Source organism: Hyalangium minutum (genome assembly GCF_000737315.1).
Lineage (GTDB): Bacteria > Myxococcota > Myxococcia > Myxococcales > Myxococcaceae > Hyalangium > Hyalangium minutum.
Genome location: NZ_JMCB01000010.1, coordinates 169522 through 183348, shown reverse-complemented (window position 1 = coordinate 183348; position 13827 = coordinate 169522). Strand labels below are relative to the sequence as shown.

General features: G+C 66.9%; 9 protein-coding genes. 3 read left to right on the top strand and 6 right to left on the bottom strand.

Translation table 11 applies throughout. The annotated features are described in order from the left end of the window. Positions 1 to 42 precede the first annotated feature (42 nt). A complete protein-coding gene (locus tag DB31_RS25910; RefSeq protein ID WP_044192381.1) occupies positions 43 to 1512 on the bottom strand; it encodes a serine/threonine-protein kinase in 1470 nt (489 codons plus the stop codon). A 249-nt stretch (positions 1513 to 1761) separates the two neighbouring features. Continuing rightward, the gene (locus DB31_RS49100) at positions 1762 to 2289 is read right to left on the bottom strand and encodes a hypothetical protein (RefSeq protein ID WP_157232171.1); all 528 of its coding nucleotides are present in this window, start codon (positions 2287 to 2289) and stop codon (positions 1762 to 1764) included. 614 nt (positions 2290 to 2903) lie between these two features. On the opposite strand from DB31_RS49100, the gene DB31_RS25905 reads away from it, so the two are divergent. Continuing rightward, positions 2904 to 3917 carry a hypothetical protein gene (locus DB31_RS25905; protein WP_157232170.1) on the top strand — a complete coding sequence of 338 codons (1014 nt, stop codon included), beginning with the start codon at positions 2904 to 2906 and terminating at the stop codon, positions 3915 to 3917. Between the two features lie 13 nt (positions 3918 to 3930). Here the strand turns inward: DB31_RS25905 and DB31_RS25900 are convergent, their stop codons facing one another. Then, positions 3931 to 4443, bottom strand: a complete 513-nt coding sequence (locus DB31_RS25900) for a transglutaminase-like domain-containing protein (RefSeq protein WP_044192377.1) — start codon at positions 4441 to 4443, stop codon at positions 3931 to 3933. 9 nt (positions 4444 to 4452) lie between these two features. Further along, positions 4453 to 4803: a GIY-YIG nuclease family protein gene (locus tag DB31_RS25895; RefSeq protein WP_044192375.1), complete on the bottom strand. Its 351-nt coding sequence runs from the start codon at positions 4801 to 4803 to the stop codon at positions 4453 to 4455. Between the two features lie 182 nt (positions 4804 to 4985). Between DB31_RS25895 and DB31_RS25890 the strand changes: the two genes are divergently transcribed. Continuing rightward, positions 4986 to 5978, top strand: coding sequence for a helix-turn-helix transcriptional regulator (locus DB31_RS25890; RefSeq protein WP_044192373.1), 993 nt, complete (start codon positions 4986 to 4988; stop codon positions 5976 to 5978). A 43-nt stretch (positions 5979 to 6021) separates the two neighbouring features. On the opposite strand, the gene DB31_RS25885 is transcribed toward DB31_RS25890, so the two are convergent. Then, complete coding sequence (locus DB31_RS25885) at positions 6022 to 6606, bottom strand: outer membrane beta-barrel protein (RefSeq protein WP_044192370.1); 585 nt, start codon at positions 6604 to 6606, stop codon at positions 6022 to 6024. Between the two features lie 225 nt (positions 6607 to 6831). On the opposite strand from DB31_RS25885, the gene recJ reads away from it, so the two are divergent. Continuing rightward, a complete protein-coding gene (gene recJ, locus DB31_RS25880) occupies positions 6832 to 8544 on the top strand; it encodes a single-stranded-DNA-specific exonuclease RecJ (RefSeq protein WP_044192368.1) in 1713 nt (570 codons plus the stop codon). Between the two features lie 36 nt (positions 8545 to 8580). On the opposite strand, the gene DB31_RS45175 is transcribed toward recJ, so the two are convergent. After that, on the bottom strand, positions 8581 to 13737 hold the full coding sequence (locus DB31_RS45175; protein ID WP_169787097.1) for a pentapeptide repeat-containing protein: 5157 nt from the start codon (positions 13735 to 13737) through the stop codon (positions 8581 to 8583). Positions 13738 to 13827: the final 90 nt, after the last annotated feature.

Here is a 13827-nt window from a genome sequence, read left to right as displayed (position 1 = left end):
AGGGACTGCCTGCCAGGGCCCACATGCGCCAATGATCGAGCGCTACTGCTGTGGCTTGTCGGTGGTCGGCGTTCGCGCGTTGCCGAGCAAGGGGACGTAGCACGCGCCTTGCCACAGATACCCATCATCGCCGCAGGGAGGGCGAACTCCCTTCCGGAGTATCCAGCAGGCCCCATGAATCACTTCCACGTCTTCACCGCGGCAAGGAGGCTTGCGTTGCCCAGGCAGCGGCTGTTTGAGCAGATTTTCGGAGATGACCCTGGCGACCAGAGGGGCTTGCTGGGCATCCACCCGAGAGGCCAGCGCGTCCTCTCCCAGTCCGCGTGTTCCCCCGTCCGGAGCAACCCCTCCATCTGACTGTTCCTCCAGGGGCGTGAGCCACGCAGGGCGATCAGCATGGCTCACCCATACGACGCTGAGCGCTGTGAGGAGCACCAAGATTGGGGCCAACGCGGAGCGCAAGCCCACAGGGAACTCTGGGGATTCGATATGTGCTCGGGCAGGAGCAGCCGGCGGAGCGGCAGCGGTGGGCCGCTCCAAGTGGGTTGCTGGCACAACGGGAGCGAGCACGCAGGGAACTGCAGCAGTGGGCCGGTCCACGGTGAAGAGCGGAGCGTTGGCGCTGGAGCCCAGCTGCCGGGCGGTGGTCATCCCTTCCTCTGCTACTTCTCGTGAGGAAGCACGTTGCTGGGGAACTTCCGCCAACATGCGCTCGATGAGTGCGGAGAACTCCGGCCCCACGCGGCTGTTGAGCGCCTGCGCGGGCAGACGCCGGGGAGGCGGTGTCTGCAGCCGCTGCTTGATGTCCTCCGGACTCGTTCCCGGAGGCGGATAGACGCGCGTCACCAATTTGTAGGCGGTGACGCCCAGCGCATACAGGTCGTCGGCCGCTGTCGGCTCGTAGCGAGCCTCGAGGGTGTCCCAGTGCTTCCAGTGGAAGCGCAGCGCCTGAGGACTGCGGTACTCTGGCGTGTTGGGGGGCATCAGGCTCTGCGTCAGAGGCGGCGCCCCTTTCCAAGTGCCCGATCCGAAGTCGATGAGCACCGCTCGGCCTTGAGCGTCAACCAGGATGTTGTCGCCTTTGAGGTCACGGTGCAGGCCTTCCATCTGGTGCAACAGCGCCAGGGCATCGGCTATCTGGGCCACGACCAGGAGTGCCTGACGCGGAGAGACCGGATGGTGGCGTGCCCACTCGTATAGCGGCAGGCCGTGAATCCACTGCATGGCGATGTACGGGTGAACGGCGTCGGCCGAAGCATGCCACTCCCCCTGGTCCAGGAGCCGAGGCACCGACGAATGCTGGAGTTTCTCCAACAAGGTGGCTTCGCGACGGAAGCGCGGGTCTCCTGGGAAGACGGCCACCTTCAGCGCCACTGGAGGCGAGTCGGGCTGTGCGGCGAGCCGGGCCCGGAAGACCAGGCCATAGGAGCCACGGCCGGCATAGCCCTCGATGCGCCAGGGGCCGACGAGAGCCCCAGGCATGAGAGAGGCGGGGGAGGGGGTGTCCGTCATCGCGTAACTCGGCGTGATGGGGCGGCCAGATCCGCCCTCGCGCAGCCTACCCAACGAGTAGGCTGGCGTCATGCCGCTCTGTCAGGTATGAGGGAGCACGCAATATGAAAGAACATTGAGGCAGGAACCCGCTGGGTGCCCAGCGACTTCCGGCCTCGGTCTTCTGTCCTCAATGGGCCTTGAACCCGACGAGGCGTTCACCCCGGAGCAGCCGCTACCTAGGCGAGGGGGACGACAGTGCCGGCCCTGTTATCGGGGAGGAACTGCTGGGGAGCCGCCATCCGAGTGAACGCCTCCATCGGGCGTTCCTCCATCGGGCAACGCGGGTGTGCGAGGCTTGCGCGACGGAGGCCAGGGGTGCTGGGCCTGCCACTCTGGACGCGTAAAAAACGGCGGGTCCTCCACGGGTGCCGAGTCCATGCGGTCGAGATCGCTGAGATTGTATACTCGGCGATGGGCTGCGTGGTCATCCGTGCCAGCATCCGGGGATGAGGGTGGAGATTCCCATTCGGGCCCATCATCGGAGCCATCTTCCTGCGTGAGGATGCGGCCATCGGTGCTGATGGCGTACTTGGCCCCCCAGTCCAACGGCGCGGTGTATCGCTCACACCCTTGAGCAAAGTAATCTGGGGAGATCGAAACGAAGATGATGTCCCCTTTGCGAATGACGTCGAAAAGAAAGTGCTCCGGCTTCGTCCAGCAGGGGAACTGCTCGGAGGGTGACGGGATGAAGTCCTTGGCGGCAATCATCATGGCCTGGACGATCGCGCCATCCATTCGCACCCGCTGCTCGGATTGACCGAGCAGCAGCCCGGGGGACCTCAACGCATGCGGGAATTTAATGGATGGAGCATACGGGGGGAGCGGGCGAGGAACCGGACTCCTGACACACGTGACAAGGAGAAGACCGGTCAGAACTGGCAGAAGCGTTCTCATGGTGCATCCATCGAGAGGCAAGGGGCATTTTCTTCCATGACGGCAGGAGCCTCTAGCGCATCACTCCCCAGCCATTTGACGACATGCGTTTGGGTGCAACTCCATTGGCTACCGCCCCGGGTCCACTTCAAGATCCTGAAGGAAGGTGGCCTCTTGATGGAAGCGCGGGTCTCCGGGAAGACGGCCATCTTCAACGCCGCTGGAGGCGAGTCGGGCTGTGCGGCGAGCCGGGCCCGGAAGACCAGGCCATAGGAGCCACGGCCGGCATAGCCCTTGATTCGCCAGGGGCCGACGAGAGCCCCAGGCATGAGAGAGGCGGGGGAGGGGGTGTCCGTCATCGCGTAACTCGGCGTGATGGGGCGGCCAGATCCGCCCGTGCGCAGCCTACCCAACGAGTAGGCTGGCGTCATGCCGCTCTGTCAGGTGGCTTCGAGAGAACTCCGAGCCCACTTCGGATGACGTACAGTTTCAGGATGTTCTCGACGGATGACTCCTCGTGGCTGTGGACCCTCGGGGTGGTGGTGCCCGTGGTGCTCGCCGCCCGGAAAAAGCCGCGGTCTGGAGGGAAGAAGCCTCCACGGGCCCCTCGGAAGGAGCGCTTCCCGTGGTTCGCGTGGCTGGTGGTGATCCTGTCCTTGGGAGCCATCGTGGTCACGTTGGGCATCCGCCTGGTGGTGTACTACACGAACAGGCCAGCCCCAGGTGCCGCGGCAGGACAGAGCCCCTTGCCGTCGATGCTCGAAGACACGCTCCGAGAGCAGATGCGGACCGAGATCTCGCGCAACTGTCCCAAGCTTGCCGCGCTCACCTGGGGTGACGGAGGCCAGCCCCGGCAGATCGTGCTGTCGCTGGCGAGCGTGGAGTGCATGAGCCGGATGTGCGAGCAGCTCGGTGGGCCCGACGGGGGAACTTCCCCGAGGAGCCAACCCCATCCGCTGTGCGAGAGCGCGTTCGCGGGGATGAAGGATCAGATGATGGCGGTGACCAACAACTACCGCCTCGTGTGTCCCGAGATCGCAGTCCCCTGGGCCGAACGGCCCTGGAGTCCGAGCTCCGAGCTGGGGTTCTACGCGGCGCTCCGGCCGTGCTTGGAGCGCATTTGCGAGAGGCTCGTGATGGGCGAGGGGATCCCCTCGCGGTACTGCGTGCTCGCTGCGGACATCGCCGAGGGCTTTGGAGAGGAGCAGGCGGCGGTGCGGCTACGGGAGCGAGCCCGGTCACTCGAGGCGCTCAGCGAGGTGCAATGGCAGGGGCTGACACCGCAGCAGCGCGAGAAGGCGGAGATGAACCAGGACATGAAGCTGATGGCCAAGCGCTGGGGCGAGGTCTGCGCCCAGGGCATGGAGAAGTACTGCGGCTTCCGGGACGAGTATTGCCGGGTCGAGGGCTATCCACCGGACGTGTGCACGAGTGGTGCAGAGGCCCGAGGTCCCCGCGACGCCGGGGTCCGAGCCCCACCTCGTGAATAGAGGTGGGGCCCTCTCATGCAACACGCAACAGGGCTGGATGGGGATCGATGTGCCAGCTCAAGTTGTAATCGGAGGGGCGGTACCGATGGATTTCGCCCGAGGTGGCCTCGATGAGGAAGCCGCTCTGCTCATCCGCCCCCTCGACCCACGCGTGCCCACCACCCGGGAGTGTTCCAATGGCCACCCGAGCGGAGACGCCTGCCGCCAGGAGAATCGAGACTGTGAGCAGCGTGAGGTCCTCGCAGTCCCCCGCGCGCCGCCGGAGCGTCGTGGCGGGCGCATACCAACAGTCCAGGCCGCTCGGGTCCGAGGCATACGAGAGTTGGCGGTTGGCGAACTTGGTACGGAGCCACTGGGCCACCTGATCAGCGACGGGGAGGCTGTACCGAGCCAGCGAGGGAGGTGCATTCCGCTGGATGAGGTGTTCCACCTCCCAAGGGCGGACCAAGCGCTGGACGGCGTTGTAGTGCGACACGTAATCAAAGGGGACAATCAGAAAGTCAGGACCTGAAGAGTGGTAACGCATCGCTTCACCTCAGGCCTGCTGCTTGTTGCCTACCAGCACGTAGAGGCAGTGAGTCCGTGAGTGGCTCTGGATGCCTTCCCCGCCCGGGTTGATGTTCTCGATGGCCACGCGGAAGTTGCACCGCCGGGCGTAGTCGATCAGATCCTGCTCGAGCTCCTTGGCGATGGATGGATTGAACGCCTCGTAGAGCACCCGCATCTTGTTCCAACCGTTGCCCGCGTGCTGCGCCCACCGAGCCTCGGGACTGGTCGTCACGCCGATGTAGACCCGGTCCCAGTGGCTTCGGTAACCGTCAAGCGCTGGCTTCAAGGAGTCCATGGCTTCCTGCCAGGGGACGCGTACGGGATTGTAGTCGATCATGTGTTCTCCACAGTCCTCACAGGGGTGTTTGCTCAAGGGTCCACCCATGAGGTTCGTGGGCACCTGACGCGTAGGCCCAAAGAGAGGCTGACGCGTGGTCTCACAGGTAACCGGCGCTGGGGGGCAAGCAAGTCACCGGATAGATTGCGATCCTTTAAGGATCATCAGAGGATTTGAGGATCATGAGCAGCGACTTGGAGAAGCGGCGCTTCACCCAACTCCATCGGACGGTGCAACTCATCGCCGACTTGATGGCCGGGAAGTCCCATGATCGGAACAGCGCTGCCGCAGCGCTCGGCATCCAACCGGTTTCGGCGGATCGTCAGCTCAAGGCCATCGCACGTCTGCCAGGAGTGAAGGTGGTGAAGGAGGGGCGTCGCCGGGTTTTCCGGTTTGATGCTGCGGCAATCTCCGATCCGCCATCGCTCGCAGTGCTCATCGGGGCGAGCTTCGGGGCGAGTCTGGGGCCCTTGTTCGAAGGGACGCCCTATCAGAAAGCCTTCAGTGATGCGCGCGACCATCTCCTCCGGCAGTCACGTCGGCGTGGCGATTTCAGCGAGGTCGAGCGGAAGTTCGTTTTCCTGTCTCAGGGAGGAGAGATCTCTCTGCCCGAGAAGGGCGCTCAGCTCGATGAACTCATCGCTGCACTTCTGGAGCAGTATCCGGTTCGTATCGATTACGAGGATTTCGCTAGCGTGGTCCGCTCAAGACGCGTGGAGCCGCTGTCACTCGCCGTCTACAACCACCAGCTCTACCTGCTTGGACGTGAGCGTACCGGGGAACTCCGTTCGTTCCGTTTCTCGCGCATTCGCAGCGCCGAGGCAGAAGGGCGCCCCTTCAAGTACCCCACCAAAGCGGAGTACGATCCTGAACAGGTCTTTGCTCGGAGCTTCGGCATCTTCATGATGGAAGACCAGCCCGTCGAGCATGTGGAACTGAAGCTGCATGCGCGCTGGGCCGCGCATGTGAAGAGTCATCGCTGGCATCGCTCACAGCGAGCGGTGGTCTTGGGTGGTGAGGTTCACATCCACCTCGACGTGTGCGTGTGCCCTGAGGTGGAGGCTTGGGTGCTGAGCTTTGGTGAAGAAGCAGAGATCCTGCGTCCCCAGTCTTTACGGGACAAGTTGGCGAAGCGCGCCGAAGCTCTTCGCCAACGATACGTAACGGGAGGCTAAGCGGAGCAGGGGGCCTGGCTCATCCCCCCGCCACACGCTGCCGCTAGAAGCGGCCGCCGATCGTGAGCGCGGCGTCGAAGAGGCCTCCCTGCGGATTGCCCGGCTCGGTGTTCTCCGCGAAGCTCTCGTCCACCAGCCACCGGTACGTCGCGCGCACGCCCGTCGTCAGGTTGCCCGTGTTGAACTCGATGCCCGCCGCCACCGGCACCTCCTCCACCAGGTCCGAGTCGTACAGCCCCGCCCCCCCCTTCGCCGAGATGTACGAGGCCCCCAAGCCCGCCGCCACGAACGGCTTCACCACGTCGATGAACGGCGGCGCGATCTTCACCAGCCCCGTCGCTCCGTTGCGCGTCAGCGTCGCGTCCGGCAGCAGATCGTTCGACACGGTGTTCCTCGAGCCCTCGTAGCCCAGCTCGAACCCGAGCAGCCGCAGCGGCTGCACGTTCACCGTGAGACCCCACGCCGGGCCCGTGTCGATGCCGTCGCCCACGTCGCCCGTGTAGTCGCTCACGCCGCCCTTCAGGAACACCTTCACCTTGCCCTTCGGCCCTTCGTCCTGCGCCAGCGCCGTTCCCGCAACCCCCAGTCCCACCACCAGCGCCATCGCCCGCAGTCCGCTCCGAATCATTCCTGCCTCCTTGAGTCACCTCGTGTGCACTCAAGCTGCGCACGCGTGCACTCGGCGGCGTCCCCACCCAAGGGGCCAGGCGAGCGCTCGTCTGAACGCATGTTCAGGAGGGGAAAGGTCATCCCTCGGGTCGGGCTTCCTTGGTCAGACCATTGGGGTAATGTCATGCCTGTTCATCGATGTTGATCCCGGGTTGTAGCTCCCAACCCGGGAAGGAGCCTCGCGGTGCGGTGGGTGTTACCCGAGACGGTTGATCAGCAGGCGAAGGCGCTGGCCGGTGAGCTCGGCCTGCATCCGCTGCCTGCTCGCATCCTCACACACCGCGGCTTCCGCACTCCTGAAGCTGCCTCCGCCTTCCTCTCTGACAAACTCGCGGACCTGCCGGATCCCTTCCGAATGAAGGGCATGGGCGCCGCTGTCGAGCGCATCACCCGGGCCCTCCGCACCCACGAGAAGATCACCCTCTACGGCGACTACGACGTCGACGGCGTCTGCTCCACCTCCCTGCTCAGCATCTTCCTTCGCGAGTTGGGTGCCCAGCCTGGCACATACATCCCTCACCGGTTGGGCGAGGGCTATGGCCTGAACGTTCAGGCGGTGGAGAAGCTGGCAGCCGAGGGCACGCGCGTCCTGGTCACCCTGGACTGTGGCATCTCGGCCAACGTCGAGATCTCCCGCGCCCGGGATCTCGGCATGGATGTGGTGATTGTGGACCACCACACGGTACCCGCCACGTTGCCCCCCGCTGTCGCGGTGCTCAACCCGCACCAGCCCGGCTGCGAGTACCCCACGAAGACGCTCTGTGCCGCCGGCGTCGCCTTCAACCTCTGCATGGGCCTGCGCAAGCGGCTCCGGGACGATGGCTTCTTTGCCACCCGCAAGGAGCCCAACCTCCGCGCCCTCATGGACCTGGCCGCCCTGGCCACCGTCGCGGACGTGGTCCCCCTCACCGGCGTCAACCGCATCCTCGTGGCCCATGGCCTCCAGGAGCTCACCGCCGCTCGCCGCCCCGGTGTCCGGGCGCTCAAGGAAGCAGCGGGGATGGAGCCCGATGCGCCTGTCACGGCGGGTCAGGTCGGCTTCCGCCTCGGGCCTCGCATCAACGCCGCGGGCCGCTTGCATGACGCGTCCCTCGGCCTGCAGATGCTCACCGCCGAATCGCTCGAAGAGGCACGGCGCCTGGCCCAGGTGCTCGATCGCGCCAACGCCGAGCGCCAGGGCATCGAGAGCACCATCCTCACCGAGGCGCTGAAGCAGGCCGAGACGCGGAAGGACTCGCGGGGCTTCGTCCTCTACGCCGAGGGCTGGCACCCCGGTGTCATCGGCATCGTCGCCTCGCGCGTCGTCGAGCGTTTCCACCGTCCCACCATCATGGTCGGCGTCAATGACGGGGTGGGGAAGGGCTCCGCTCGCAGCATCGAAGCCTTCCACCTGTACGATGCGATCAGCGGCTGCTCGGACATGCTCACCCGCTTCGGCGGCCACAAGTACGCCGCGGGTCTCACCATCGAGGCGGACCGGCTGCCCGCCTTCCGCGAGGCCTTCGAGCGCATCGCCATGCAGCGCCTCACACCCGAGGACCTCATCCCTCGCTGCAAGGTGGATGCGGTCGTCACTCCGAACGAGCTGGACGAGAGCGCCGTGGAGGCCCTGCAGAAGCTCGGGCCCTTCGGACAGGGCAATCCCGAGCCCGTGCTCGTGCTGAAGCACCAGGTGGCTCGGCCTCGCGTCCTCACCCCGAAGACGGGCTATGGCTCGGCCCACCTCAAGCTGGCCCTCTTGGATGCCCCAGAGGTGGATGCCATCGGCTTCGGCATGGCGGACCGGCTGTCGCTCGTGGAGGGCCCGGTGGATCTCGCCTTCCAGGTGGGCGTGGACACCTTCCGCGGCCAGCGCCGCGTGTCCCTGCGGCTCAAGGATCTGCGCGTCGCGGCCTGAGCCCTCGCGGGCCCCTGCCGTCGCGCTGCTGGGCGCTCAGGCTTTGGTGAAGAGCGGATCCTTGTCCGTCAGCCGCAGCGGCGTCGGCAGGTAGGGATCCAGCTCGCCGGGCTCGAAGCGGCACAGGCTCACGGCGTGCCAGAAGATGCCTGTGACATCGCCTCCGCTCTTGAAGTGCCCATCCGGCCGGAACGCGACGCACCCATCCAGGTGCCCCAGGAACGTGGCCAGTGGCCGCCCCGTGGCGCTCTCCCAGTAGCGCGCCGTCCCGTCATCGGAGGCCGAGGACAGCCAGGCACCCTCCGGGCCGAACGCCACGTGGAGGACGCTGCCGCGGTTTCCCGGGAAGGTGCGCAGGCGGCTGCCCTTCTCCACGCTCCACAGCACCAGCGCCCCGCTGTCCGAGCCCGAGGCCAGCGCCTTGCCATCCGGACTGAACGCCACGCTGAGGGTGAAGCCGGAGGTACCTGAGAAGGTGCGGAGGATGCGTCCCTGATCCGTGCTCCACAGCAGCAGGGGCTCCTCATCCGAGCCCGAGGCCAGGGTGGTGCCGTCCGGGCTGAACGTGATGCTGCGCACCGGGCCCGAGTGTCCCCGGAGGGTGCGCTGGTAGGTGCCCTGCTCCGCGCTCCACAGCAGGATGTTCCGGTCATCCGAGCCCGAGGCCAGCGTCTTGCCATCCGGGCTGAAGGCCACCGTGGTGACGCTGCCGCGGTGCAGCTGGCGGCTGCGAAGCTGCGTGCCCACGCTCACGTTCCAGAAGCTCAGCGTCTGGTCCTTGGAGCCGGAGACCAGCGTCTTGCCATCCGGGCTGAAGGCCATGCTGAGCACGGCCTCCCGGTGTCCCTGGAGCGTGCTGAGGGGCCGGGCGTGCTCCACGCTCCATAAGAGGATGCGTCCTCCCTGGGTCGCGGAGGCCAGCGTCTTGCCGTCCGGGCTGATGGCGATGCTCGAGATGGACTCGGTGTGGCCCTGGAGCAGGCGCAGCAGCCGCGCCTGCGGCACGCTCCAGAGAATGAGGGTGCCGTCCTCGAAACCCTGGGCGTGGATCCTCCCGTCCGCGCTGAAGGCCACGCTGCGTACGGCGCTCGAATGGTCCTGCAGGGCACGCAGTGGCTTGGCGTGCTCCACGCTCCAGAGGATGACGGTCTTGTCGTCGGAGCCCGAGGCCAGCGTCTTTCCATCCGGGCTGAAGGCCACGCTCCAGACAGGGCCTGTGTGCGACTTGAGCGAAGTCAGCGCCATGGCCTGCTTGATGCTCCAGAGGATGGTGCTCTTGTCCTCCGAGCCCGAGGCCAGCGTCCTGCCGTCCGGGCTGAAGGTCACGCTCCGGATGGCCTCCGCGTGTCCCTCGAGCATGCGCAGCGGCTTGGCGTCTTCCACGTTCCAGAGGATGACGGTCTTGTCCTCCGAGCCCGAGGCGAGCAGCCGGCCGTCCGGGCTGAAGGCCAGGGAGAGGATGGAGCCCCAGTGCCCGGACAGCGTGTGCAGGGGCCGGCCCTGGTGCGCGTGCCAGAGGGTGAGGGTCCGGTCGTCGGAGCCCGAGGCCACCGTCTTGCCGTCCGGGCTGAAGGCCACGCTCAGCACGGCGCCCTTGTGGCCCTCGAGGGGGCGCACGGAGCGCCCCTCCTCCACGCTCCAGAGGATGAGGGTGCCGTCCAGAGAGCTCGACGCCAACAGCAGGCTGTCCGGACTGAAGGCCACTCCGGTGACGCCCTGCTTGTGGCCCAACAGGGTGTGGAGAGGACGGAGCTGCTCCACACTCCAGAGGATGACGGCCCCCGCATCGGTGCCGGAGGCCAGCAGCCGTCCATCCCGGCTGAAGGCGAGCCCGGAGCTGGCGTCCAGGTGGCCCTCGAAGACGCGCTGGCAGTGGCCCGTCTCGGCATCCCACAGGCGGACTGTGCCGTCGGCATGGGCTGTCGCCAGGTACTCGCCGGCTGGGCTGAAGACGACGGCCCGGAGCGGTGAGGCGAGCCCCAGGGTCGGGGTGATGTTCTTGGGGACGGGCAGCGCCGCCCCGAACAGCCGGAGGTCCTCCAGGGAGTCCAGCCGGGCGCCCACGAGCTTGGCGCCGTGCAGGCTCGCCCCCTGCAGCCGGGCGCCGCGCAGATCGGCCCCGAGCAGGCGCGCCCCCGTCAGATCGGCGCCCGCGAGGTCCGCGCCGCGCAGGACCGCCTGCCCCAGGTTGGCCCGCTTGAGGTTGGCCTGGCCCAGGCGGGCCTCGACCAGATTGGCGTTCACCAGCGTGGCCCCCGAGAGGTTGGCTCGGCTCAAGTTGGCCCGGCGCAGATCCTCCCCGGAGAGATCCTGGCCGTGCAGATCGCTGCGCTCCAGGTTGCGCGAGGGCGTGGCCCCGGTGCTCGCGCGCGGCTCCAGCTGAAGCTTGGAGAACTGGCGCAGCACCTTCAGCGCGTTCCCCCGGAGGATGTCACTCTCCGCGGAGGCCGCCTTGGCCTCGGCCCAGCGCCGCGCCAGCTCGGGCTGCGAGAGGGTGACGAAGAACTCCGCCATCAGCTCGCTCATCTCCCTCCGCCCCAGGACGGTGGGGGCCTTGCTGTGGTGGATCTCCTGCGCGGCCTCCGCGGCGACGAACCACTCCATGATGGACTGGTGGATGAACGAGAAGCGTCCCTCCGCGTCTCGCACCATGAGCGAGCCCGAGCCCAGTTGGTGGCGGATGACCTCGCGATCGAGCTTGTGCTGGCCGTAGGCGTTGACGGCCTCGAGGATCGCCGCCGGCAGCTCGCGCATGTCCACGAACCGGTCTGTCCGCTCCCACAGCAGCAGCGCCAGCTCGGTGGCGCCCCGGAAGATCTGCCGCTGATCCAGTCCCTTGAGCGCTCCCGAAGGATGGATCCGGCGGACCTCTCCGTCGATCCACCGCTGGATGAGGACCTTGTAGATGTGCGCCTTGGTGAGCTTGCCCGACTTGGCGAGGGCCTCACGGAGCGTGCTCTCCTCCAGCTCCGCGATGAAGCTCAGCATGCGGGGGTTCTCCGCCAGGCTGAGGAGATCATCGATGCCCTTGAGGAGCTTCATCCGCTCGTCCGCGGCGGCGGGGTTCCCCAGCTTCTGCTTCAGGAAGCGCCAGACCTGCTGCTCGCTGAAGCGCTCCAGCTCGATGAGCCGGTAGCCCGGGAGCAGGGCGGCGCGCTCTCCCAACTGGCGCTTGACCTGCTGGTCCGTCAGGAAGTGCTGCGTGCGGCTCGTGATGACGACCTTGGCGTCTCCCTGGACGGCCTCGATGATGGTGTTGAAGTGCTCCATCACCTGGTCGTACGTCACGCGGAGCGCGAGCTCGTCGAAGCCGTCGAACAGGAGCGCGATCCGCCCCGAGCGGAGCAGGTAGAGGAACTTGTCGGGCTCCAGCCGCCCGAGATCCGCCGCGGCGAAGTGCTGCGCGATGAGCTGCTTGAGCGAGACGTGCTTCTGGAGCGAGCGCATCTCGATGAGCACGGGCACCAGGGCCTTCTCGGGAGCCATCCGCCGGGCCAGCTCGTGGAGCAGGAACGTCTTCCCCGCGCCGAAGTCTCCCAGGATGAGCGCGAAGCGCGTGTGGGGCGAGTTGAGGACTTCGAGCAGCTTCTGGAGCACGTCCTGCGTGCGCTCGGGCGCTCCTCCCCCGATGCTCACCTGGCCCTGTTGCTCCACGTAGAGCGAGGGCGGATAGATGGGATCGTTCTCCAGCCGGGTGGTCTGCCACTGCAGGTAGCTGGAGAAGTCGTAGAGCCCCTGGTACTCGCTGAAGCTGATCAGCCGCACCTGCTGCGCGCGGGCCTGGCGCAACAGCGCCTCGGGGGCTGACGGGCCCGAGTGGACGAGCGTCGAGATGACCGTGGGCTCCCGCTTCCGGTACTCGGCGTGGATGCTGTCCAGGAAGGCCGTCAGCAGCTCGGCCGTCAGGGGTTGCTCGAGCGCGGCCACGGGGAGGCTCTGGATGACGCCTCCCTCAGACATCGTCACTTCGAGCAGCTCGTTGAAGGGAGCCGGTGCCTCGTCGAAGAGCTTGCGCTTGATCTGCGTCCCGGGAGCATGGCGGAGGGCGCAGACCTGCTCGACTCGCGCCAGGAACTCGTCCTGGCGCCTGTCCTCGCGGGCCCTCCGGAGCGCGGGTGGACGGCTCTCCTTGACGCTGGAGCCCGAGGCCGAAGCGGACGGGTGCGGCCGCTGGTGCTTGCGCAGGAACGCCAGCAGGAACGAAGCCGACGCGTGGCAGGCGAAGTCGCGGAAGGCATCGTCCTTGTCGTGGTCGGCGTAGTCCGAGACCGCCTTGGCGATGAGCAGGCGCCGGCCGAGCTGCTCGGCCACGAATCCCATGGCCGTGGCCTCCATCTCCGCGCCCAGCACCTTGCGCACGTGCCGGCTCAGCCGCTCGAACAGCTCCGGATCCTCCTGGACGGTCTTGCCCGTGGCGATGGGCGCCACGTGGACGCGGAAGGGCCCGTCGGTCCTCTTTCCGTCGGGATCGATCAGTCGCTCCTCGGCGGCCAGCCCCCGGCCTTTCTCCGTCAGCTGGAGCTTGCCGGGCGTCGGATCAATGAGTCCGGACTTCCGCAGCGCGCGAATGCAGGAGGCAAGGTCCGGGCACTGGCTTCGCCAGTCGGGGTGCTCGTTGGGGGCGGGGGCGGCTCCGCGCTCATGGGTCTCCAGCGCCCGGAGGAACCACCGCTGTTGGGCCTCCAGGGAGAGAGGACGCGTCTTCTCGAGCCCCGGGGCCTGGGTGAACTCCTCCGCGAAGAACGCCGCGTCCATCCTCCAGGCCGGGTCCAGGTTGTAGGTGGTGATGTCGTGGAAGAGGTCCGCTCCGTGGCCCTCGTGCGCAGCGACGAGCTTGCCGTGGTCGTAGCTGAAGATCCGGTCAGCCACGATGACGTCCCCCAGGGACACCTTGCCGCGGCGGCCCGCGCAGATGCCGCTCATGGCGATGCACGCGGGGTTCAGCTGCTGGATGAGCGCGATGGAGCGGGCCGCCGCCGCCGTCTCTCCCATGTCGCCGGACCACGCCGCCGCCACGTGGAGGTTCTCTCCCTGCTGGTTGGGGAGGGTGCGCCAGGAATAGGGGAAGCCATGCGGGTCACGCGCGCTCGTCCAGCCGTCGCGCCCCCGGCCGTCGAACCTGAGCTCCAGGACTGCGTCGAGCTCTTCCTTGAGCGCCGTGACGATCAGCACATCCACGTGGGACTCGCTCATGCGGATCATCCCCCAGGGTGGGGCGGGGGCCCTGGGGAGCCTCCGCTTCAATCCCTTTCATGAATATCATGAATACCATGAAAGCCCATG

Excerpts from the sequence above, each read along its gene's own strand:
- DB31_RS25910 (WP_044192381.1), bottom strand. The coding sequence starts at position 1,512 with ATGACGGACACCCCCTCCCCCGCCTCTCTCATGCCTGGGGCTCTCGTC.
- DB31_RS49100 (WP_157232171.1), bottom strand. The coding sequence starts at position 2,289 with ATGGATGGCGCGATCGTCCAGGCCATGATGATTGCCGCCAAGGACTTC.
- DB31_RS25905 (WP_157232170.1), top strand. The coding sequence starts at position 2,904 with ATGACGTACAGTTTCAGGATGTTCTCGACGGATGACTCCTCGTGGCTG.
- DB31_RS25900 (WP_044192377.1), bottom strand. The coding sequence starts at position 4,443 with ATGCGTTACCACTCTTCAGGTCCTGACTTTCTGATTGTCCCCTTTGAT.
- DB31_RS25895 (WP_044192375.1), bottom strand. The coding sequence starts at position 4,803 with ATGATCGACTACAATCCCGTACGCGTCCCCTGGCAGGAAGCCATGGAC.
- DB31_RS25890 (WP_044192373.1), top strand. The coding sequence starts at position 4,986 with ATGAGCAGCGACTTGGAGAAGCGGCGCTTCACCCAACTCCATCGGACG.
- DB31_RS25885 (WP_044192370.1), bottom strand. The coding sequence starts at position 6,606 with ATGATTCGGAGCGGACTGCGGGCGATGGCGCTGGTGGTGGGACTGGGG.
- DB31_RS45175 (WP_169787097.1), bottom strand. The coding sequence starts at position 13,737 with ATGAGCGAGTCCCACGTGGATGTGCTGATCGTCACGGCGCTCAAGGAA.